The organism is Corynebacterium sp. ACRPS (assembly GCF_022346005.1).
In the GTDB taxonomy this organism is placed as follows: domain Bacteria; phylum Actinomycetota; class Actinomycetes; order Mycobacteriales; family Mycobacteriaceae; genus Corynebacterium.
This window is the reverse complement of record NZ_JAKRMY010000009.1, coordinates 1-20,359: the sequence shown is the minus strand read 5'-3', so window position 1 is coordinate 20,359 and position 20,359 is coordinate 1. Positions and strand designations below refer to the sequence as shown.

At 59.0% G+C, this 20,359-nt stretch carries 22 protein-coding genes; 15 read left to right on the top strand and 7 right to left on the bottom strand.

Annotated features, from left to right (window positions below; all coding sequences use genetic code 11):
* Window positions 1-14 precede the first annotated feature (14 nt).
* A complete protein-coding gene (locus tag MHX65_RS06510) occupies window positions 15-1,223 on the bottom strand; it encodes a 5-(carboxyamino)imidazole ribonucleotide synthase (RefSeq protein WP_239269362.1) in 1,209 nt (402 codons plus the stop codon).
* On the opposite strand from MHX65_RS06510, the gene budA reads away from it, so the two are divergent.
* The gene (gene budA, locus MHX65_RS06505) at window positions 1,209-1,940 is read left to right on the top strand and encodes an acetolactate decarboxylase (RefSeq protein WP_239269361.1); all 732 of its coding nucleotides are present in this window, start codon (window positions 1,209-1,211) and stop codon (window positions 1,938-1,940) included. The two genes, MHX65_RS06510 and budA, sit on opposite strands and share 15 nt — an antisense overlap.
* Here budA and MHX65_RS06500 read toward each other — a convergent pair.
* Window positions 1,918-2,358, bottom strand: coding sequence for a hypothetical protein (locus MHX65_RS06500; RefSeq protein ID WP_239269360.1), 441 nt, complete (start codon window positions 2,356-2,358; stop codon window positions 1,918-1,920). The two genes, budA and MHX65_RS06500, sit on opposite strands and share 23 nt — an antisense overlap.
* 73 nt (window positions 2,359-2,431) lie before the next feature.
* Window positions 2,432-3,301, bottom strand: coding sequence for a biotin--[acetyl-CoA-carboxylase] ligase (locus MHX65_RS06495; RefSeq protein WP_239269359.1), 870 nt, complete (start codon window positions 3,299-3,301; stop codon window positions 2,432-2,434).
* Between the two features lie 43 nt (window positions 3,302-3,344).
* On the opposite strand from MHX65_RS06495, the gene MHX65_RS06490 reads away from it, so the two are divergent.
* From MHX65_RS06490 to MHX65_RS06465, 6 genes are all read left to right on the top strand, one after another.
* Complete coding sequence (locus tag MHX65_RS06490) at window positions 3,345-4,337, top strand: ABC transporter ATP-binding protein (protein WP_239269358.1); 993 nt, start codon at window positions 3,345-3,347, stop codon at window positions 4,335-4,337.
* Window positions 4,338-4,438: 101 nt separating this feature from the next.
* Window positions 4,439-5,701, top strand: a complete 1,263-nt coding sequence (locus MHX65_RS06485; RefSeq protein WP_239269357.1) for an ABC transporter substrate-binding protein — start codon at window positions 4,439-4,441, stop codon at window positions 5,699-5,701.
* 297 nt (window positions 5,702-5,998) lie between these two features.
* Complete coding sequence (locus MHX65_RS06480) at window positions 5,999-6,904, top strand: carbohydrate ABC transporter permease (RefSeq protein ID WP_232207994.1); 906 nt, start codon at window positions 5,999-6,001, stop codon at window positions 6,902-6,904.
* Window positions 6,904-7,725 carry a carbohydrate ABC transporter permease gene (locus MHX65_RS06475; protein WP_023016855.1) on the top strand — a complete coding sequence of 274 codons (822 nt, stop codon included), beginning with the start codon at window positions 6,904-6,906 and terminating at the stop codon, window positions 7,723-7,725. Before MHX65_RS06480 ends, MHX65_RS06475 begins: the two co-directional genes overlap by 1 nt.
* Window positions 7,725-7,910 carry a hypothetical protein gene (locus tag MHX65_RS06470; protein ID WP_239269356.1) on the top strand — a complete coding sequence of 62 codons (186 nt, stop codon included), beginning with the start codon at window positions 7,725-7,727 and terminating at the stop codon, window positions 7,908-7,910. The genes MHX65_RS06475 and MHX65_RS06470 overlap by 1 nt, the downstream gene beginning before the upstream one ends.
* Complete coding sequence (locus MHX65_RS06465; RefSeq protein ID WP_239269355.1) at window positions 7,907-9,412, top strand: alpha-amylase family protein; 1,506 nt, start codon at window positions 7,907-7,909, stop codon at window positions 9,410-9,412. Before MHX65_RS06470 ends, MHX65_RS06465 begins: the two co-directional genes overlap by 4 nt.
* 269 nt (window positions 9,413-9,681) lie before the next feature.
* Here MHX65_RS06465 and MHX65_RS06460 read toward each other — a convergent pair whose 3' ends face one another.
* From MHX65_RS06460 to MHX65_RS06450, 3 genes are read right to left on the bottom strand one after another with little or no spacing between them, the layout of a single operon-like run.
* Entirely contained in the window at window positions 9,682-10,260 is a 579-nt protein-coding gene (locus tag MHX65_RS06460) for a hypothetical protein (RefSeq protein ID WP_239269354.1), read from the bottom strand.
* A gap of 3 nt (window positions 10,261-10,263) precedes the next feature.
* A complete protein-coding gene (locus tag MHX65_RS06455; protein ID WP_239269353.1) occupies window positions 10,264-10,836 on the bottom strand; it encodes a hypothetical protein in 573 nt (190 codons plus the stop codon).
* A 22-nt stretch (window positions 10,837-10,858) separates the two neighbouring features.
* Window positions 10,859-12,127 (bottom strand): hypothetical protein, encoded by a 1,269-nt coding sequence (locus MHX65_RS06450; RefSeq protein ID WP_239269352.1) that lies wholly within the window; start codon window positions 12,125-12,127, stop codon window positions 10,859-10,861.
* Between the two features lie 339 nt (window positions 12,128-12,466).
* Here MHX65_RS06450 and MHX65_RS06445 point away from each other — a divergent pair, with 339 nt between their 5' ends.
* The 5 genes from MHX65_RS06445 to MHX65_RS06425 are packed head-to-tail and all read left to right on the top strand — an operon-like array spanning window position 12,467 to window position 15,908.
* The gene (locus MHX65_RS06445) at window positions 12,467-13,927 is read left to right on the top strand and encodes an acyl-CoA carboxylase subunit beta (protein WP_239269351.1); all 1,461 of its coding nucleotides are present in this window, start codon (window positions 12,467-12,469) and stop codon (window positions 13,925-13,927) included.
* A gap of 6 nt (window positions 13,928-13,933) precedes the next feature.
* Entirely contained in the window at window positions 13,934-14,143 is a 210-nt protein-coding gene (locus MHX65_RS06440; protein WP_239269350.1) for an acyl-CoA carboxylase subunit epsilon, read from the top strand.
* Complete coding sequence (locus MHX65_RS06435; protein WP_239269349.1) at window positions 14,143-14,730, top strand: Maf family protein; 588 nt, start codon at window positions 14,143-14,145, stop codon at window positions 14,728-14,730. The genes MHX65_RS06440 and MHX65_RS06435 overlap by 1 nt, the downstream gene beginning before the upstream one ends.
* Window positions 14,731-14,760: 30 nt before the next feature.
* Window positions 14,761-15,177 carry a DUF3151 domain-containing protein gene (locus MHX65_RS06430; protein WP_239269348.1) on the top strand — a complete coding sequence of 139 codons (417 nt, stop codon included), beginning with the start codon at window positions 14,761-14,763 and terminating at the stop codon, window positions 15,175-15,177.
* Between the two features lie 2 nt (window positions 15,178-15,179).
* Entirely contained in the window at window positions 15,180-15,908 is a 729-nt protein-coding gene (locus tag MHX65_RS06425) for an LppP/LprE family lipoprotein (protein ID WP_239269347.1), read from the top strand.
* 121 nt (window positions 15,909-16,029) lie between these two features.
* Here MHX65_RS06425 and MHX65_RS06420 read toward each other — a convergent pair whose 3' ends face one another.
* Window positions 16,030-16,941 carry a DUF4282 domain-containing protein gene (locus MHX65_RS06420; RefSeq protein ID WP_239269346.1) on the bottom strand — a complete coding sequence of 304 codons (912 nt, stop codon included), beginning with the start codon at window positions 16,939-16,941 and terminating at the stop codon, window positions 16,030-16,032.
* Between the two features lie 275 nt (window positions 16,942-17,216).
* Between MHX65_RS06420 and MHX65_RS06415 the strand changes: the two genes are divergently transcribed.
* From MHX65_RS06415 to MHX65_RS06405, 3 genes are all read left to right on the top strand, one after another.
* Window positions 17,217-18,080, top strand: a complete 864-nt coding sequence (locus MHX65_RS06415; RefSeq protein WP_239269345.1) for a sulfurtransferase — start codon at window positions 17,217-17,219, stop codon at window positions 18,078-18,080.
* Window positions 18,081-18,230: 150 nt separating this feature from the next.
* Window positions 18,231-19,991 carry an ATP-binding protein gene (locus tag MHX65_RS06410; protein WP_239269344.1) on the top strand — a complete coding sequence of 587 codons (1,761 nt, stop codon included), beginning with the start codon at window positions 18,231-18,233 and terminating at the stop codon, window positions 19,989-19,991.
* Between the two features lie 22 nt (window positions 19,992-20,013).
* Window positions 20,014-20,359, top strand: a 346-nt coding sequence (locus MHX65_RS06405; protein ID WP_239269343.1) for a hypothetical protein, incomplete at its 3' end; no start/stop codon positions are given.

The following is a 20,359-nucleotide window of genomic DNA, read 5'->3' as shown; positions in this document are numbered from 1 at the left end:
CTAGGTTTTAAGAGTTATGCCCAGGTTGCGTGCATCAGAAAGTGCGCGGCCTGGCGGGCGGCATCGTGGGTCTCATCGAGCGATGTACCAGCGACATTGACGTGGCCGATCTTGCGGCCAGCGCGGTGGTCCTTGCCGTACAGGTGAATCTTGGCGTGTGGGAAGCGCTCCATGACCTCGCGCACGCGCTGCGGCATGGGCATCTTGGGGTCTTCGTCCGCACCGAGCACGTTGGCCATCACGGTCACCGGAGCGAGGGCATCCACCGCGCCCAAAGGCAGGTCGAGTACGGCGCGCAGGTGCTGTTCGAACTGCGAGGTCACGCAGCCATCCTGGGTCCAGTGGCCGGTATTGTGCGGGCGCATGGCCAATTCATTAACGGAGATGTCCTCGCCATTCTCACCGTTGAAGGCGAAAAGTTCCACGGCCAGCACGCCGGTCACGCCGAGGGATTCGGCAATGCTCAGCCCCAGCGCAGAGGCGCGTTCTGCCAGCTCAGGCGAGAGATCGGGCGCGGGCGCGATGGCCTCGGCACAGATGCCGTTGGCCTGGCGGGACTGGGTAATGGGCCAGACCTTGGCTTCACCGGATGGGCGACGCGCTACCAAGATGGACAGCTCGCGGGTCAGATCCACCTTCTCTTCGGCCATGAGCGGCGTGCCGGCATCTAATAGCTCGGCGACGAGCTCATCAAGATCGGCATCCGAGGGAAACCACACGCCCTTGCCGTCATAGCCACCGCGGCGGGCCTTGAGGCACACGCGCCCGTCTACGGCATCGAAAAAAGCGCGGGCATCGGCGACGGATTCGATGGCGCTAAACCGCGGGACGGGCGCCCCCAGAGCGGAAAGCTTTTCGCGCATGTCCAGCTTGTCCTGGGCATAGCGCAGGGCGCTGGGCTGGGGCTGGACGTTGAAGGAGGCATCGATAAGCGCGGCGGAATGCTCATTGGGCACATGCTCATGCTCGAAGGTAACCGCATCCGCGCCGCGGGCTGCCGCGAGCAGGTCCTCGTACTTGTGGTAATCGCCCACCACGATATCCGGGGTAACCTGCGCGGTAGAAGAATCCGGGCTACCAGCAAGAATCCGCAGATGAATATCGAGTTCAGCGGCGGCAGGCTGCATCATGCGCGCCAGCTGACCATCGCCACAGACAGTTACAATAGGTTTTGAGACACTCACGCCCACAATATTAGCTTGGATACCATGTTTACCCGTCATTCGATCTTCCAGAACTCCCTCATGAGCGCCCTCCTTGATGGCATTTATGACGGCGAGATGACCATCTCTGAGCTGCTAGGAAAGGGCAATTTTGGCATCGGTACCTTTAACGGCCTCGATGGTGAAATGATCATCTTGGACGGGACCTGCTACCAGCTGCGCGGCGATGGCTCCGCGCGGGTTGCGGACTTGGACCAGCAGACTCCTTATTCCGTGGCCACCAACTTTGTGCCGCGCATTCTTGTCGATGCCCCACGGGGCCTGCGCCGCGACGAGCTTTCCGCCTTCATCGACGAGATAGGGCCTTCCGCCAACTACATGTATGCCGTCCGCATCACGGGCAGGTTTTCTGAGGTCTCAACGCGCACCGTGGTCAAACAAACCAAGCCCTATCCCCCAATGACCAAGGCGGTCGGCGGCGATAAAGAGCTGCACTTTAGCGATGTCGAAGGCGTCATCGGTGGCTTCCGCACTCCCGTATACGAGCGCGGGATTTCGGTGCCCGGCTGCCACGTGCACTTTATCGACGCCGCGCGTAAGTCCGGCGGACATGTGCTGGATTACACCGTGGATGAAGCGAAAATCGAGCTCTGCCCCGGTTCCGATTTAGAACTGCGTCTTCCGTTGACCCAAGAATTCAGCAGCGCTAATCTCGCACCGGAGGACCTAGATAAGCAATTGCACTCGACCGAGGTTAAAACCAGGGGCGATCATTAATAATCTCCGCCACCTGCTTTGACTTGGCCACGGTGGGAAAATACATGGCCCTGTCCCAACCGTTGAGTGCAATGGAAATGCCGCCGCGGCGCTTGCGGGCGCCGCGAATATCTTCCAGCGGAATCGAATCGATGTGGCGGCCCTCTCGCACGATGACGCGGCGGTTGGTCACGATGAACCGCTTGCGGCGGGCCCTATATAAAGGAATAAGGAAGCGCCACGTGCTCAGCCCAGCCCACAAGACGACGAGCCCATTGCGCAACATCGGATCTACTCCCTGGGCATCGCACCAGCCGATGGCAATCCACAGCACGCCGGTGATGAGGATGAGCTCCAAGAATGGGAAAACGAGCGCGCGAAACGGCGCGGATACATCCGCGCGCTTTACCTCGCCTTGGCCCATCTTCATCAATCCCATAGCCATGGATAGTACCAGTGCGAGGCCGTGCTGCTCAGACCACGCGGACTCCGCAGCACCCGCCGCGCAGTACCTATCGTGCCGGGCGCAGATGCGTCACGTCGCCGGCGGAGTAGTACTCGCCCGCGACGTTAATGCGGCCGTCATCGCCGATGCCCTCGACGCGGCCGATGACATCGCCAGTCGGGGTCTCCAACCGCACCTCCTGGTCAATGGATGAGCACACCGCGCGGTAATCCTGCATAAGCTGCGGATCCTGGTTTTCCCACTGCGTAATGCGGCGGCGCAGGTTTTTCAGCACGGTAATAGCCAGCTCGGTGCGGTCGGTATCGCGGCCTTCAAGCGCCAGCGAGGTGGCCCTTTCGATGGGTAATTCCTCGCGGGTGAGTGTGACATTAATGCCCATACCCACGACCACGCGCGCGGAGGGTGCCTGCCCGCCGACGGTCTTATTTACCTCGGCTTTATTGACTTCTGCTTTGTTGACCTCAGCCTTGTTCAACTCAGTCTTATTGAGTTCTGTCTTGTTGAGCTCGGTCTTCGGAGCGGACTTGAAGGCTTGGCCCACCGGACCGGCCTCGGCAAGGATGCCGCAGAGTTTATTGCCATCTATATGCACGTCATTCGGCCACTTGAGCACGGAACCCTCGATGGAATCGGTCACGGCCAGGCCCGCAGCCAGCGGAAGCGTGCCCAAGTAATCGAGGGAATCGGGCAAGAGCAGCACGGAAAAGATCACCTGGGATCCGGCGGGCGCCGTCCACGCCCGGCCGAGGCGGCCCTTGCCGGATAGCTGCTCATCGGCAAGCAGCACGGTGCCATCGGCAACGTTGGTGGCCTGCATCAGGTCGGTATTGGTGGAACCGGTCTGATCCACAAAATCGATGGTGCTGAAGTCCTCTGCCAGGGCGGTGCGGATGCGGTGCTTATCAAGTGCAGTCATAGATTCCAAGATACCGCCCGCCGGTGGTGCTAGTGTGTTGCGCATGGCAAAGGTCACTTTTGAAAAGGTAAATATCACCTACCCCGGCGCGGCGGCGCCCACAGTGAAGGAATTGGACCTAGAAATCGCGGACGGCGAGTTCCTCGTCTTGGTGGGACCGTCTGGCTGCGGCAAGTCCACGACGCTGCGCGCGCTGGCCGGCCTTGAACCAATTTCTAGTGGCCGGATTCTCATCGATGATGCGGATGTCACGGGCCTTGAACCGGGCGATCGCGATATTGCGATGGTTTTTCAAAATTATGCGCTCTACCCGCACCTTTCGGTGGAAGAAAACATGGGCTTTTCGCTCAAACTGGCCAAGCTCTCGAAGGCTGAAATCAAGCAAAAGGTCCAGGATGCAGCAGACATGCTGGGCCTAAGCGAGTTCCTCAAGCGCAAGCCCAAGGACCTATCGGGTGGTCAGCGCCAGCGCGTGGCCATGGGCCGTGCCATCGTGCGCAATCCTAAGGCCTTCCTCATGGATGAACCGCTTTCTAACCTGGATGCGAAGCTGCGCGTGCAGACTCGTACCGAGCTTGCGAGCCTGCAGCAGCGGCTTGGGACCACCACGGTCTATGTCACCCACGACCAGGTCGAGGCGATGACGCTGGGGCACCGGGTAGCGGTGTTAAAAGATGGCGTATTGCAGCAGGTTGCCCCACCGCGTGAGCTTTATGCGGAGCCAGCCAACGAATTCGTCGCTGGCTTTATCGGATCGCCTGCAATGAATATCTTTGACCACAACGGCGAGCGCCTGGGCGTGCGCCCGGAAAACATGCACCTCAATGAGGGCGCTGAGGGCCTGCGCGGCGTGGTCGACCTAGTTGAAGAATTGGGTTCCGAATCCTTCGTTTACGCCACGGTGGGTGGCGAGCGTTTCGTTGCGCGCTGCGAAGGCACCCCGCCACAGCGCGGCGAGGAGGTTGTATTGACCTTTGATGAAAGCGCCGCACACCGCTTCGATCCAGAGACCGGGCAGCGCATCGCTACCTCTTAAAGCACCCCCGTTTAGAGGTGAATAATCAAAATCTATTCTGAGCGCGGTGTTTGTAAATTATTTTTAAGGAACACCCAAGCTTTCTGAAAGGTGAATTCCCCATGAAGAAGTACTTCATTCGCACCACAGTCGCCACCACGGCAGTACTGGCACTAGCCGGCTGCTCCACGTCTGACGACGGTGCAGATAACGCAGATGGCTCCGCATCCGGTTCCGGTTCCGGCGCTGACTCCCACGGCCCCATCACCTTTGCCATGGGCAAGAACGACACGGATAAGATCACTCCCATCATCGATAAGTGGAATGAAGAAAATCCGGATGAAAAGGTCACGCTCAAGGAGCTCGCGGGCGAGGCAGATGCCCAGCGCGAGACCCTCGTGCAGTCCCTCCAGGCCGGCAATGATGACTACGATGTCATGGCCCTCGACGTGGTCTGGACCGCGGAATTCGCCGCCAACCAGTGGCTCCAGCCGCTCAACGGTGACTTCGAGACCGATACCTCGGAGCTCTTGCCGGCCACCGTGGAATCCGCAACCTACAATGACGTGCTGTATGCGCTCCCGCAAAACACCAATGGCCAGCTCCTGTTCCGCAATACTGAACTCGCGGACGCTACCCCGGAGAAATTCGCCGACCTCGAATCCGCCTGCAAGGCACTGGAAGACGGCAAAAAGTGCCTGACCACGCAGCTCAAGCAGTACGAGGGCTTGGCTCTTAATACCGCCGGCTTCATAGAGGGCTGGGGCGGCTCGGTGCTTGACGATGACGGCAATGCCACCGTCGACTCAAAGGAAGCCCAGGAAGGCCTGCAGGCCATGGTGGATGCTTATGAAGACGAAATCATCTCCAAGGACTCCACCGCCGCCACCGAGGAAGAGACCAACATGGCCTTCACCGAGGGCAAGACCGCCTTCGCAGTGAACTGGCCCTACATGTACACCAACGCGGTCGATGCCGGCATCGACGTCGAGGTCCAGGCACCGCTGGGCAAGGACGGCGTTGGCGTATCCACTTTGGGCGGCTACAACAACGGCATCAACATCAATTCCAAGAACAAGGGCACCGCCCTGGACTTCATGAACTTCATCATCAATGAGGAAAACCAGAAGTCCTTTGCTGAGCAGTCCTTCCCGCCGGTTCTTTCCTCCATCTACGATGACCCGCAGCTGCAGGAGGAATTCCCCTACCTGCCAGCGCTGAAGGAATCCCTGGAAAACGCCGCACCGCGCCCAGTATCGCCGTTCTACTCCGCCATCTCTAAGGCCATCCAGGACAACGCTTATGCCGCGCTGACCGATGGCAAGTCCGTCGAAGATGCCACCTCCGATATGAAGGCGGCCATCGACTCTGCTTCGCAGGGTTAAAGATACGCTCCCTGCCCCTCGTATCCCACGAGCAGGGAGCATGCATAAAACTGAGAAATACATAGCGAACCGCTAGTGCACAAATGGGTGAGGAAGGCGCATACGCCATAGCCTCACCCTTTGTGGTTTTCCCACCCTAGTTGGGGATAGAATCTAGCGCACCAGAAATTATCTGAACCAGAAAGGCGAATAACCGTGGTCACCACTTCGCCGACGCAACAGACGCACTCATCATCGAAGAAACCCAAGCGCACCCCTAGCTCCAGCAGGTTAGCCAATTTCGGGCGGCCCGCCGCGCTGATCGCCCCAGCGCTCATCGTGCTGGGCATCATCATCGGCTATCCCATCGTGCGCGCGGTCATCCTGTCTTTCCAGGGAAACCGGCAGCTGAACCCCAAAACGGGCATCTTTGAAGAAGGCGGTTTTGCCGGCCTAGACAATTACCTGTACTGGATCAATAACCGCTGTGTTTCCGGTGCGGGGGAAATCACGACGTGCCCGCCCGGTGTTATCGCCACCGACTTCTGGCCCGCCGTAAAAATCACGCTGTTTTTCACCGTGGTCACCGTCGCTTTGGAGACCATCCTCGGCATGTTCATGGCCATCATCATGAACGGCGAGTACCGCGGCCGCGGCTTGGTGCGCGCCGCCGTGCTCATCCCCTGGGCCATTCCTACCGCCGTGACGGCCAAGCTGTGGCAGTTCATGTTCGCCCCAGAGGGCATCGTCAATTCCTTGCTTGGTACGAATATCGCCTGGACCACGGACCCGTTTTATGCGCGCTTTGCCGTTATCATCGCAGACGTGTGGAAGACCGCGCCATTTATGGCGCTGCTCATCCTGGCCGGCCTGCAGATGATCCCCAAGGACGTCTACGATGCCGCCCGCGTCGATGGCGCCAACCGCATCCAAACCTTCTTCCGCATCACCCTGCCGCTGGTGCGCCCAGCCCTGATGGTGGCCGTGCTCTTCCGCACCCTGGATGCGCTGCGCATGTATGACCTTCCCGTCATCATGATTTCGAGCTCGTCTAACTCCCCTACCGCCACCATTTCCCAGCTGGTGGTGGAAGATATGCGCCAAGGTAACTTCAATTCCGCCTCGGCGCTATCCACCCTTATCTTCTTGCTCATCTTCTTCGTCGCCTTCATCCTCATCCGCTTCCTCGGCGCGGATGTCTCCGGCAGAAAGGGTGCAAAGTAATGCGTAAATTCGGACACTACGCGGGCATTATCTTCATCATGTTCTGGGGCCTTGCGCCCTTTTATTGGATGGTGGTCACCGCCCTGCGCAGCCAGGAATTCACCTTCGATACCACGCCCTGGCCAACGCATATCACGCTCGATAATTTCCGCGATGCCCTCGCGACGGACAAGGGCAATGACTTCCTCGGCGCGCTGGGCAATTCGCTGTTCATCTCTCTCGCGACCACCGCGGTAGCCGTTTTAGTCGGCGTATTTACCGCGTATGCGCTCTCCCGCTATGACTTCCCCGGCAAGGGTATCGTCACCGGCATCATCCTGGCAGCCTCCATGTTTCCCGCCATCGCGCTGGTTACCCCGCTCTTCCAGCTCTTTGGGCGCCTGGAATGGATCGGCACCTACCGCGCGATGATCATCCCGAATATCTCCTTCGCCCTGCCGCTGACGGTCTATACCCTGCTCAGCTTCTTCCGGCAGCTGCCCTGGGAGCTTGAGGAGGCCGCCCGCGTGGATGGCGCGTCCCGCGCCCAGGCCTTTCGGCTCATCCTCCTGCCGCTGGCCGCCCCGGCGCTCTTTACCACCGCGATCATTGCCTTTATCACCACGTGGAATGAATTCATGCTGGCCAAGCAGCTGTCCACGACGGGCACCGAGCCGGTCACGGTGGCCATCGCCCGTTTCTCTGGCCCCTCGGCCTTCGAGTACCCTTATGCCGCAACCATGGCGGCTGGTGCATTGGTGACCATTCCGCTTATCATCATGGTGCTCATTTTCCAGCACCGCATCGTCGCCGGGCTTACCGCAGGAGGTGTCAAGGCCTAATGCGCCGGTCCCTGCTGTGGGATTCGCTCCTCGGATTCCTCGGCTTCTTCGCGTGCCTTGCGGTCATCCAAGCCGTAGTGAACTTATTTGAAGACTCTCCCGCCGTATGGCCCAGCCTGGTGGCCGGCGTGCTGTGCGCACTGACGTACTTTGCGTGGCGGGCAAAAAGAAAGGATCTGCAATGAGCTGGCACCACAACGCCGTCTTCTACCAAGCCCTGGTGGGCTCGTTTAAGGACTCCGGCAATAACGAGGCCGAGAATAAGGGGATCGGTACACTGCGCGGGGTCATCGACAAGCTGGATTACCTCCAGTGGTTGGGCGTGGACTGCCTCTGGCTCTCGCCGTTTTATGCCTCGCCGCTGCGCGATGACGGCTACGATATCGCCGATTATTACTCTATCCACCCCGATTACGGCACGATGGCGGATTTCGAGGAACTGGTTGAGGAATTGCACCGTCGCGATATGCGCATCATGACGGACCTGGCGCTCAACCACACCAGCTCCGATCACCCGTGGTTCCAAGCCTCGCGCTCCGACCCGGATGGCCCGTTTGGGGATTTCTACGTCTGGGGCGATGACCCCGAGCGCTACCCCGAAATTCGCGTCATTTTCACCGACGTTGAAACCTCCAACTGGACCTGGGATGATAAGCGCCAGCAGTACTATTTCCACCGCTTCTACTCCCACCAGCCGGATCTCAATTACGATAACCCGGACGTGCAGGATGAGGTCTTTAATATCTTGTCCTTCTGGATGGACAAGGGCCTCGACGGCCTGCGCCTCGATGCCATCGCGTACCTCTTCGAGCGCGATGAGCTCGGCGGCGAGTCCCTGCCGGAGACGGTGGAGTTCGTGGAAAAGATTCGCGCCTTTATGGATACCCACTATCCCGAGGCTGTCCTCATTGCGGAGGCCAACCAGCCTCCCAAGGAGACCATGGAGTACTACGGCTCCGGCAATCGCTTCCACATGGTCTTCAACTTCCCGGTCATGCCCCGGCTGTACCAGGCGCTCGCGCTTGGCGATGCCACCCCCGTCTACGACATCCTCAACCAGCTACCGCCGCTGCCCGAGGGGTGCCAGTGGGGTACCTTCCTGCGCAACCATGACGAGTTGACCTTGGAAATGGTCGACGATGACGTCCGCGAGCTGATGTATCAGACCTACCTGCCAGAAGAAGGCATGCGGGCGCATGTGGGCATCGCCAGGCGGCTCATGCCGCTCATGGGCGGGGACCGCCGCAAGGTGGAGCTGATGTTTTCGCTACTGATGACCCTGCCGGGTGCGCCCTTTATTTATTACGGCGATGAAATTGGCATGCTCGATGACACCTCTTTGCCGGATCGCTATGCCGTTCGCACCCCTATGCAGTGGGACGATAGCGAAACCGCGGGCTTTAGTGCCCGCACCCCGGCGCGGCTGCCTATTGTCGGCGGCACGTCCGTGGAATCGCAGCTCAATGATGCCACTTCCCTGCTGCACAGCGTGCGCACCATGATCACGGAGCGCCACGCGCACCCCGAGCTGGGTACAGCACCCTGCGAGCCGGTGGAAACCGGTAAGGAAAGCGTGCTCGGTTACCAGCGCGGCGACCTGCTGTGCCTGCACAATTTCAGCGACCGCTCCGTTGACCTAGGCCCCGTTGAGCTTGGGCCTTACGGGTATGCGTGGTTGCCGGCTTAAAGCGGCCGCCTTCGGCCCTGCATAGCCACTGCACAGCCAGCCATGCCGGTGGATGGGCCCGGCTTTGCCATTTGTGCATCCTCCACTGCGATAACTGAGCAAACCCGGCCCTCAGATATCGCAAATCTTCCTCAAATGTTGCAGAGGAACCTGCACTTTGGAGGATGCACTTCAGAGGATGCACTTCTAATAAGGCACCGTAGCTGCCAAAAAGAGCCCAGCTCCACACCCCGATTCATAGGGTGCGGGTGGGCTCATTTCCTGATGAATTAACTCCAGTCCGGAGCGTCTTCTAAGCGCAGCTCGGAATAGCGAGCTTCAGGGACAGTGGCCGAATATGGTTTTCCTACCGTTTCCCATACTTGGTCTCGGTTGCAGCGCACATCCTGGCCATCGGTATCCAGCATGGTAAAGCCCCACACCAACTTGCCTTGGGAATTTGCAGGCAAAGTATATGGCCCAACTACCTGGTTAATCTTCCAGTGCTGTTCGCTGACGTAGTTGAAGCCGTAGGTCTTGGTCAGGATCTTGGCCAAATCTCCCTCTCCCTGCACGGAGCCGGAAACCTCAACGGTTTCTGTCCGCGCTTTGGATACGGTGTGTTTGACCGGCACCGGCTCAGCATTGTGGTTGGCCACGCTGGCGGCATCAGTTTGCTTGAACCAGCGGCGCTTCGCGGTGACATAGGTGGAGTTCTCCCCCGGCGTTGCGCAATGCGTGCCGGGCTTATAGTCATCGTTCCAGCGCTGGGGCAGTTCAAAGTCTCCGCCGAAGTCAGAGGCGTGGGCTACTGGAACGGCCACCAAGCTCAGCGCTGCGATTGCACTAGCGATGGTCTTAGCCTTCAAGGTTTAACCCCAATCGTTGTTATCACGGGTGGAGACCGCGACGTGGCGTTCCTTGGGCAGAGTTGCGGTAAACTTACCGCCATTGGCCTGCCAGGTGTGGTCGGAACCGCACACGGTCTTTTGACCCTCGAAGTCAGAGACTACCCAGCCAGCCTTCAGCACGGCAGTCTTACCCGGAGCAATATCGTATGGGCCGACCTGCTCGCCTACCTCGTAGGTCTGGCTAGAGGTGTAGCTGGAGGAGAAGGTGAAGTGAATCAGATCCAACAACTTAAAGTCCACACCAGCAGAAACGTCCCAAGACTTGGTCTTGGTTTCCTTGATGGAACGGGTGACTGGAAGTGGCTCATCGTTGTAGTTGGAAACGGTCCAGGTGCCGGCGGAACCGTCGAAATAGGTGCGCTTAATATCAATGGTCTGGCCGGTATCGCCAGGATTGGCGCAGCGCTCGCCAATCGTGGTGGGGTTTGCTGGGCCCAGGTCGCGCTGCGGCAATGCATTGGCGGCTGGGGCAGCGAATACGCCGGTGGCAACGGCTAAAGCCGCGGTGGTGGACGCAATCTTGGAAATGCGCATGAGATGTACTCCTAGCAGGTAGTTAGTAGATGGTTTGGGTGGGTACGGGCAGATCGCGGTATTCGTCAGGGGTGACGTCTACGGTGCGGGTACTACCGTCTTTGGAAGTGATTGTGGCTTCGGCCCAGAAACCGCTCGGGGCGGTGGTCTGTTTATAGTTCGAAGTAAGGTCGTACTTGCCGGATTTTCCGCAGTGCACCTCGCGATAGTTGATACGGGTCATGGTGGTGCCGTATTCCACGCGAACGCGCTCTCCGGGCGCAAGGTTTACGTGTTTGAGCTCAGTACCAACCGGCATATAGGCACGCTTGATGGCGCCGACCGACTCGAGCCAGCCCTGGGGAATATCGCCCCTATTGCCTCGCCAATTGGTATATGGATCGTGCTGGGCACCAACTACGAAGTCCGTTACCGGCGCGAATTCATAGTCACCCTGAGACCAGTTGAGGAAGTCGGTGGAATAACCGGGTTTGCGGAAGGTGGGTTTCACCGCCGTGATATCCAGCGGATACCAGGAGTTATCGTTGGCCTCGCACTTTTCGCCTTCCTTGGGCCACGCAGGATCGCGTTGGGGTTCGGCGGCTGGTTGCATGATCTCGTCTTTGCTCGGATCAGCGATCTTTTCCAAGCTGGGTCCGGAAACCGCAGTGTAGTTACCTTCGATGGGCTTAGAGTTAGTGCTGCCGGAACGAGACGGAATTTCCATTGCCAAGTCCGATACGGATCCATCAGCCTTGATGATATAGGCAAAGGCATAGCGCTCTGCTGGGGCTTTACCGCGGATGACGTTGGCGCCGGGAATGTTTTCGAGGCGGTCATCATTGCAGCCGACGAACATGGAAATAAAGTCCTTTTCCACCACGCCGTATTCCACGCGGAAGGATTCGCCCGGCTTGAGTTTGACGGGCCCGAAGGTTTCTTTATCTCGCCAGCCATTGGCCATTTTTAGGCCAATATCGGATTTGGCGGTGGTGTCCCAACCAGAGGGCAACTTGGCCTTGGAGTTGGCGTCAATTTCGTGGTTGGTGCCGGTTTCTACCTCGGCGGTGTACGGCACCTCCTGGTCGGTGGTGTTTTTGAATTGCAAGGTTCCGTCGCTCATGTAGCGACGGCCTGTTTCAGCAAACCGCCATTCGCGTTCGGTGTTATCTCCGGCGGCGCTGCAGCTTTTATAGAGGTTGGTAATGGGATATGCCTGTGGCATCGGGGGAATATCGCGCGCATGTGCCGCGGGCGCGAGAAGTGTCGCGATGGCAAGCGGCGCGACAAGTCGCAGTCCCTTTGAAATCACCAGAAGACCGTCCTTGTGGTTGTTTAAGGATACGAGAAATAATTCATGAAGACACAGCCGATATTAAGCTCTTCGTTATAGCTCCTCAACAGTTACGGCTATCTCTCTTTATGACATTTATCGTCGATACGGTGGGAAAACGCCCCTTACCGGTAACGAACGCTGCACATCACATTTCACCCTTACCCCTATAAAGGGGAGCTAATATTTCCTAATGTCTGGCAGGTACTCCGGTTGCGCTGATGCCGCACCGATAGCGCTCCGACACCGACCCCTGTGACGATGCCCAAACTGCACAATTTCCGCATCTTTGGCCTTCCACTAGTACACTCAGCGCCTATGACTGACCTGAAGACCACCGCTGGCAAAATTGAGGACCTGGACAACAAGCTCGCCGAGTCCCGCGCGCCGTTGGGGGAAGGCGAGCCAGCCGCCCGCACTCGCGTGAATCAGCTGCTAGATGAGGGTTCCTTTGTAGAAACCGATGCACTGGCCCGCCACCGCTCCACCGACTTTGGCCGCGAGCACGATCGCCCGTACACCGATGGCATCGTCACCGGTTACGGCACCATCGACGGGCGCCGCGTGTGCATTTTCAGCCAGGATGCCACCGTCTTTGACGGCACGATGGGTGAGGTTTATGCGGAAAAGCTCACCAAGGTCTATGACCTTGCGCTGAAAACCGGCGTGCCCATCGTCGGCATCTATGATTCCACCGGCCCGCGCGCGCAAGAGGGCATCGTCACACTTGCTGGCTACGCCCGCATCCTCGCCCGCGCGACCGAGGCCTCAGGTCTTATCCCGCAGATCTCCGTGGTGGCCGGGGATACCAGCGGCATTGCGGCATTTGCGCCCACGCTTGCCGATGTCCTCATTGTCACCCACGGCACCAGCCTGCACCAAGCAGGCAGCGATGTCGCCGAAGCGGAACCGGAAACCTTTGGTGGTGCCGCAGTCCACGCGAAGTCGGGCACCGCGCAGATCAGCGCCCCGAGCGAGCAGGCAGCTCTCGACTTGGTCCGCGACGTACTGGCTTACCTGCCGGCCAATAACCGCGCCGAGGCAACGCGCATCGATACGCGCGAGGTCACCGAATTCGATCTGGATTCCGTCATCCCGGATTCGGCAGCGGATGCCTATGACATGCGTGAGGTGGTCAACGCGGTCGTCGATAAGGGCTCCTTCTTTGAGCTTTCGGCCGAGGCCGCGCCCAATATCATCACGGGCTTTGCCTTCGTGGATGGCCGCGCCGTGGGTATCGTCGCCAACCAGCCGCTAGCGCTGGACGGCGCGCTGGATTCGGCCGCGGCGGAAAAGGCGGCACGCTTTGTGCGTCTGTGCGATGCCTTTAATACCCCAATCATTGAGTTCGTGGACTCGCCCGGTTTCGTTGCCACCCCGGCAGAAGAAAAGGCCGGTCTCCTGCGCCGGGCGGCGGGGTTTGCGTATGCGCAGGCGGAAGCGAGCGTCGGCAAGCTTACGGTGGTCACCCGCAAGGCCATTGGCCCGGCCTACGCGTTTATGGGATCCAAGGATCTGGGCGCGGATCTGGTCTATGCCTGGCCGACCGCGGAAATCGCCGTCGCCGAGGCAGCCCAGACCGCGCTGACCATCTACGGAGATGAGGATAAGCAGGAAGAAATGGACGAGCTTTTCTTGCACCCCTACGCTGCCGCCGAGCGCGGACTGGCCGATAATGTCATCGAGCCTTCCGCTACCCGCCACTACCTGGTTGAAGGCCTGCGCCTGCTAGAGCGCAAGGTCGTGGCCCAGGTACCCAAGAAGCACGGAACTGTTTAGGAAAAGATGTCTGAACCCGAAATCAAAGTCCTGAAGGGAAACCCCACGGAAGAAGAGGCCGCCGCGCTCTCGACGGTGCTCAAGCAGATGCAAAAGGACCACTCCGGTGCCTTTGGGGATCGCAACCACTGGGGCAGGCCCGGTGAGCGCTTCGACCACTACGGCGCGCAGCGCGTCTTTAATCCATCTGCCTTCCACACCGTGCGGTATTACTAATGCGCCTCATTTTGGCCTCGCAGTCCCCCTCGCGCGCCGCCATCCTGCGCGCGGCCGGCGTGGAACCGGTGCTCGAGCCCGCCGATATTGACGAGCGCGCCCTGGAAACCCAGTTGGCGGGGCACTCGCCTGCCGATACCGTGGCAAAGCTTGCCACCGCCAAGGCCGAAAAGGTCGCTTGCCGGTACCCCGACGAGCCGGTTATTGGCGGCGATTCCATGCTGCTATTGGATGGCCAGTTGCAGGGCAAACCGCACACCGTCGATGCCACAATCGAGCGTTGGCACCAACAGGCTGGGCGCACCGCGCAGCTACTTACCGGCCATTGCCTGATTTTTGGCACGCAACGCCACGTGGAAACCTCTACCACGACCATCCGGTTCGCAGAGGCTTCTGCCACCGATATCGAGGCCTACGCTCGCAGCGGCGAGCCCTTGGAGTGCGCGGGCGCGTTTACCTTGGAGGCCATGGGCGGCTGGTTTATCGATAGCATCGACGGCGATCCCTCTTCTGTCATCGGGCTGTCCCTGCCGGTGGTGCGCCGCGCGCTTTACTCTTTTGGGCTCAGCGTTTCTGATTTCTGGTAGGCCCGCACGAGCATCGCTAGAGTGTGTCTTATGGAAATGAAAGACATGCTTGCCCCAGAACCGATTAAATTGCCCGCTGATCCCGGCGCTCAGGACGCGGCCGCGCCTGCGGCCGGCATCGTAGACCACCCGGATTCCCCGTTGCTGTGGGCCATGCTCGCGGAGCAGGAGCTCGACAAGCTAGAGGGCGCGGATCCCAACGAGTACATCACCGCTTATGCCTACGCCCGCACCGGCTACCACCGCAGCTTAGACCGCCTGCGCGGCAATGGCTGGAAGGGATGGGGCCCGGTCCCCTTCTCCCACGAGCCCAACCAGGGTGTCCTGCGCGCCATTGCAGCCCTTGGACGTGCCGCCAAGGCCATCGGCGAGGACGATGAATACGACCGCATTCGCCAGATGCTTTCCGATGCCGACCCCGATAGCGTCTCTCAGCTCCTCGATTAAGTATGTTTGCTAGAAATATATCCCGCTGCTTAAGTTCCAAGGCCGCAATAACGCTCCTCGCTGCGGCCCTGCTGCTTAGCTTGGCGGCGTGTGGCTCGGGCGATCAGGAATCTAATTCAGCTTCGTCCCAATCCGAATTTTCTACCCACAGCCCAGAAACCTCGGGGCAGACCCACACGGTAACCGAAACGCCCACTGAAGAAGCCCCGGAACAACCCAACGATAATAAGGGCAAGGATTCTTCCACCGATTCCGAATGCGCGGATCTACCAAACGATCCCCGGGAAGCCTATGCATCTGGCACCGCGCCCGGGCGCATGCCCTCTGATAGAGGTGATGACTTCAACTTTTGGATCGCGGATATCGACAACTCCTACGATCCCTGTGCGCCCATCAGTTGGATTACTTTCAACGGTGAGGTGGGGGACAAAAATGGCCCCAACAATAACGCAGCATCGGTCGGCCATGCACTGGCCCTATACGTCCATGGAGAGCCCGTGAATGAAGTCACCATGTTTGACTCGGTTGATAAGGTCAGCCGCGTCTCAGACGATGCAGTCGACTTCACGTGGGGAGAGCGCTCAATTACTACGTCCGCGGGGATCACCGCGCATCACACAGTGCGCCTCCAGGTTGATGGTGACTCGGTGGAACCAGTCTCTGGCGATATTGACCTTTTCAATAAGGCTTTGAATGAGCACATGACGTTCATGCTCGGTTCTTATGGCTAGGCCATAGGAGTTGCCGTCTTCCATTCGTCTTCGCGCACCACATAAAAATGACCCCGCGGATTGCCGCGGGATCATTATCTATAGGAGTTTCAGGCACAATTCATAGTGCCCAGTCTTTATCCTAAGACTCCTTGTCCAATAGGTCTCCGGTGTTTTGCGCTGTGCGCACGTTTGCCACTAACGCTTCCAAGGCGAGCCTTGTGATCACCATCCCAGCATAAAAAACCACAGTAGCTAGCAGGACGAGGACGATGAATCCGATAAAGCTGAGGAGAACGTATCCAAACTCGCCCTCCGAAATTCCATCTATACCGACGATGGTCCCTAGAATAAATGCCACTAGAACGTGGAGAGCCCACCAAACTCCGCCCAGCACCATAGCGTCGACATAGATCGCCTTCACATGGGTCAGAGTCATGAAATCTTTAAATTCAAATTCCCAAAGCCCACCTAAGAGGCCTTTTTTATTCCCCAGGCCCTTCATAGCTGCACCGAATCCACGTTTGTTCTGTCCAGCTACTCGCCCATAGCTTTGAGGGGCCTCAGTGCCCTGAGGGGGTTGACCAAAATTTGGGTGAGAACCTGCCTCCGGGTTGTACCCGCCTGCAGCCGATGCCTCCTGTGATTGTTGTCCCGTGCCCCACCCGGCGTCTGGCCCAGCATCATTAGCAGGCCGGCGGTTGTTTTCTGCCGAGTTTGCGGACGAGGGCTCCGAATCAGTAGCAGATTTATGGTCCTGCGATGCGGATTCTGCATCTGCTGCGGACGATTGGGAATCCTGGGGGCTGGACTTATCCGAACCAGCATCTACAGGCTGATCGCCGCCTGGAGTTGAAGCTGCATTCTCAGCAGACGTACTAGGTTCTTTGGCCTCCTGCGCACGAGGCTCCTGTCCACCATTTTTCTGCGCCTGATCGTTCTGTGGTTTAGGAACGGCGGACTCAGGAGTTTCAGTGTTCTGACGGGGTTGTTCCGAAAAATCACGGGGTGTAAAGCTTTGAGGGGCGTCAGAGTTGCGGTCGTTTTCAGCCATTATCTGGTCCTTTTAGTTGTAGTCAGGGTAGGTAGGAAAGTGTCCCACGCCACTAATTCGCGGGGCCACTAAGCAGGTTACAGCGTCAACCCAAAATTTATCCATCTCTGACGCAGCTCACCCCTTCGCAACGTCGCGGCCCCTACCGAGTCAATTCATTCCACGCACGTTATGTATGGAAAACCACTTTCACTATTCCAATGTGATAAATCGAGAAAATTCGAGTTAAAGTAGTGGGAGCGAAAAAATAGGTTTATTAGAAAGGTAGGCGGGCAGTGGCAGACGTAGACCCCTATCCCCCATTCCAGCAATATGCGCACCCAGAGCGGCTTGTTTCCGCTCCGTGGCTGTCCGCGCGCCTAGGCATTAAAGGGTTACGCGTTATCGAGGTCGATGAAGACTCTCTTTTGTACGATATCGGGCACATTCCCACGGCGACGCGGATCAACTTCCGCACCGAGCTAATAAGCTCGCTCACGCGCGACTTTATCAACGGTGAGGAATTTACCCGCTTGATGCGGGAAAAGGGCATCCACGAAGACGATACCGTTGTCCTGTACGGCGATAAGTCCAATTGGTGGGCGGCCTACGCACTATGGGTATTTACCCTCTTTGGCCACAAAGACGTCCGCCTCCTCGATGGCGGACGCGATGCGTGGATGTCAGAAGAGCGCGATACCTCCTTCATGGTCCCAGAATTCCCCGAATCCAACTATCCAGAGGTAACCCGGGACGACTCCCTCCTGCGCGCCTTTGTCGCCGACGTACACGAGGCAACCGGCTCCCTGGTTGATACCCGGCCGCCGGAAGAATTCGCAGGTGAAGCGACAGAGTTCGACCCCAATGGAAACTCGCCTTATGGCACCACCATGTGCCACGGGCACATTCCGGGTGCGATCAACTTGGAATGGGATCGCGCAACCTACCCCAACTCCTGTTTCCGCAACGTTGATGACCTGAAGGTCAACTACGGCATGCTGGAACCTGATACCCACACCATTTTGTATTCCCACCTAGGAGCGCAGGCCGCGTTCACGTGGTTCGTGCTCACTTACCTTTTGGGCTTTAAAAAGGCGCAGGTCTACGATGGGTCATGGTCTGAGTGGGGCAACATGGTCAATATGCCGATTGAAAAGTAGATTTTCGTCCGGCCAATAATTACCCACATCACAGCGATGTGGGTTTATTTTTGTTTAAACGTAACAATCATTGCCAAACGGACGACTTTATATTTTGGTGTGCAACAATAGATCCCGTAGTAAACGAAGTGTATTCAGGAGGTTACTGCCGTGGCAGTAGAAACCAAGAAGATCTCCAAGGTTCTCGTAGCGAACCGAGGTGAGATCGCCGTACGCGTTATTCGTGCTGCTCGCGATGCCGGGATCTCCTCCGTCGCCGTTTATGCCGAGCCGGACGCGCAGGCACCCTTCGTCACGCTGGCCGATGAAGCTTTTGCCCTCGGCGGTTCTACCTCTGCTGATTCTTATCTTGTCTTTGACAAGATTCTGGATGCCGCCGCTAAGTCCGGCGCGGATGCCATCCACCCCGGCTATGGTTTCTTGTCCGAAAATGCCGATTTTGCCCAGGCAGTTATCGATGCTGGCCTGACCTGGATTGGCCCGCCTCCCCAATCCATCCGCGCTTTGGGAGATAAGGTCACGGCCCGCCACATCGCCGAGCGCGCCGAAGCTCCCATGGCCCCTGGCACCAAGGATCCGGTGGCCAACGCGGATGAGGTCAAGGCCTTTGCGGATGAGCACGGCTTGCCCGTAGCCATCAAGGCGGCGTTTGGCGGCGGCGGCCGCGGCATGAAGGTCGCGCACACCGCTGAAGAGATTCCGGAGCTATTTGAATCCGCGACCCGCGAGGCCACCACTGCCTTTGGCCGCGGCGAGTGCTTTGTCGAGCGCTACCTCGATAAGGCCCGCCACGTGGAGGCCCAGGTTTTGGCAGATAAGCACGGCAATGTGGTGGTCGTCGGCACGCGCGATTGCTCTCTGCAGCGCCGCTTCCAAAAGCTCGTAGAAGAAGCGCCGGCGCCTTTCCTGAGCGACGAGCAGCGCGCCTCCATCCACGAGTCCGCCAAGCGCATTTGCCGCGAGGCTGACTACTGCGGTGCCGGCACCGTGGAGTATTTGGTCAGCGCCGATGGCCTGATTTCCTTCCTCGAGGTCAATACCCGCCTGCAGGTGGAGCACCCCGTTTCGGAGGAAACCACCGGGCTGGACCTCGTGCGCGAGCAGTTCCGGATTGCCCAAGGCGAAAAGCTTTCGCTCAGTGAGGATCCAGCACCGCGCGGGCATGCCTTTGAGTTCCGCATCAACGGCGAAGACGCCGCGGCCGACTTCATGCCCGCTCCCGGGATCATCGTCAAGTACTCCGAGCCCGCTGGGCCGGGCGTCCGCGTGGACTCGGGCGTCGTCGAGGGCTCCGTCATCGGCGGGCAATTCGATTCCATGCTGGCCAAGCTCATTGTCTGGGGTTCGGACCGCGAAACCGCCCTGCGGCGCTCCGCCCGAGCCCTGGATGAATACCAGGTTGAGGGCCTGCCCACCGTGCTGCCCTTTGACAGAGCCATCGTTGCAGATCCCGCCTTTACCGCGGAAAATGGTTCCTTCGATGTCTACACCAAGTGGATCGAGGAGGCGTGGGATAACCAGCTGACGCCGCACGATGATTCCACCGATGCGGAAGCCGGCGCGCCCGAGGCCTCGCAGGTCCACACCGTGGAAATCGACGGCCGCCGCATCGAGGTAGCATTGCCCGCCACCTTTGGCATTACCGGCGCGCGCAAGCGGAAAAAGCGCAAGGGTGCCGGCACCAAGTCTGCGGTGTCCGGCGATGCCGTGACCGCACCGATGCAGGGCACGGTCATCAAGGTCAACGTGGAAGAGGGCCAAGAGGTAGAAGAGGGCGATATCGTCATGGTCCTTGAGGCCATGAAGATGGAAAACCCCGTCAAGGCCCACAAGTCCGGCACAGTAACCGGGCTGGCGGTCGAGGCCGGCTCGTCCACCACCAAGGGCGCGCAGCTGCTGGAAATTAAGTAGCCGCGCCAGCTAGCCTGGAAGAATGACTGATTCTTCTCTTGGTGTTCGCTTGGCCAAGGAAGAGGACCGCGACTACCTTGCGGGCCTCTTCCCTTCCCATATCGCGGACTGGTCCCCCATCGTTGATGGCGGCGTCATCGCCTTGCCCCTTGCCGCCAACGAGGACCCAACTGTAGAGCCCGTGGGGGCCGCGCTCCTGCGCTACTACCCCGCCGCCGCCAAGGGCCCAGCCTTCCTTGGGGATCCGGGCGCTGACCCGCTTGACGATGCCACCTGGCTCACCCCCTTCGACCCCGAGGACATCCCCGAGCTCATCGTCGCCACGAACGGCACCGGCGACGATGAGCTCGGGGATGTCCTCGGGGTCG

What these genes read in the sequence shown, in the direction of transcription:
- MHX65_RS06465 (WP_239269355.1), top strand. Translation starts at nt 7,907, where the DNA reads ATGAGCTGGCACCACAACGCCGTCTTCTACCAAGCCCTGGTGGGCTCG.
- MHX65_RS06485 (WP_239269357.1), top strand. Translation starts at nt 4,439, where the DNA reads ATGAAGAAGTACTTCATTCGCACCACAGTCGCCACCACGGCAGTACTG.
- MHX65_RS06440 (WP_239269350.1), top strand. Translation starts at nt 13,934, where the DNA reads ATGTCTGAACCCGAAATCAAAGTCCTGAAGGGAAACCCCACGGAAGAA.
- MHX65_RS06430 (WP_239269348.1), top strand. Translation starts at nt 14,761, where the DNA reads ATGGAAATGAAAGACATGCTTGCCCCAGAACCGATTAAATTGCCCGCT.
- MHX65_RS06510 (WP_239269362.1), bottom strand. Translation starts at nt 1,223, where the DNA reads ATGACGGGTAAACATGGTATCCAAGCTAATATTGTGGGCGTGAGTGTC.
- MHX65_RS06495 (WP_239269359.1), bottom strand. Translation starts at nt 3,301, where the DNA reads ATGACTGCACTTGATAAGCACCGCATCCGCACCGCCCTGGCAGAGGAC.
- MHX65_RS06470 (WP_239269356.1), top strand. Translation starts at nt 7,725, where the DNA reads ATGCGCCGGTCCCTGCTGTGGGATTCGCTCCTCGGATTCCTCGGCTTC.
- budA (WP_239269361.1), top strand. Translation starts at nt 1,209, where the DNA reads ATGTTTACCCGTCATTCGATCTTCCAGAACTCCCTCATGAGCGCCCTC.
- MHX65_RS06475 (WP_023016855.1), top strand. Translation starts at nt 6,904, where the DNA reads ATGCGTAAATTCGGACACTACGCGGGCATTATCTTCATCATGTTCTGG.
- MHX65_RS06425 (WP_239269347.1), top strand. Translation starts at nt 15,180, where the DNA reads ATGTTTGCTAGAAATATATCCCGCTGCTTAAGTTCCAAGGCCGCAATA.
- MHX65_RS06500 (WP_239269360.1), bottom strand. Translation starts at nt 2,358, where the DNA reads ATGGGATTGATGAAGATGGGCCAAGGCGAGGTAAAGCGCGCGGATGTA.
- MHX65_RS06490 (WP_239269358.1), top strand. Translation starts at nt 3,345, where the DNA reads ATGGCAAAGGTCACTTTTGAAAAGGTAAATATCACCTACCCCGGCGCG.
- MHX65_RS06420 (WP_239269346.1), bottom strand. Translation starts at nt 16,941, where the DNA reads ATGGCTGAAAACGACCGCAACTCTGACGCCCCTCAAAGCTTTACACCC.
- MHX65_RS06445 (WP_239269351.1), top strand. Translation starts at nt 12,467, where the DNA reads ATGACTGACCTGAAGACCACCGCTGGCAAAATTGAGGACCTGGACAAC.
- MHX65_RS06435 (WP_239269349.1), top strand. Translation starts at nt 14,143, where the DNA reads ATGCGCCTCATTTTGGCCTCGCAGTCCCCCTCGCGCGCCGCCATCCTG.
- MHX65_RS06455 (WP_239269353.1), bottom strand. Translation starts at nt 10,836, where the DNA reads ATGCGCATTTCCAAGATTGCGTCCACCACCGCGGCTTTAGCCGTTGCC.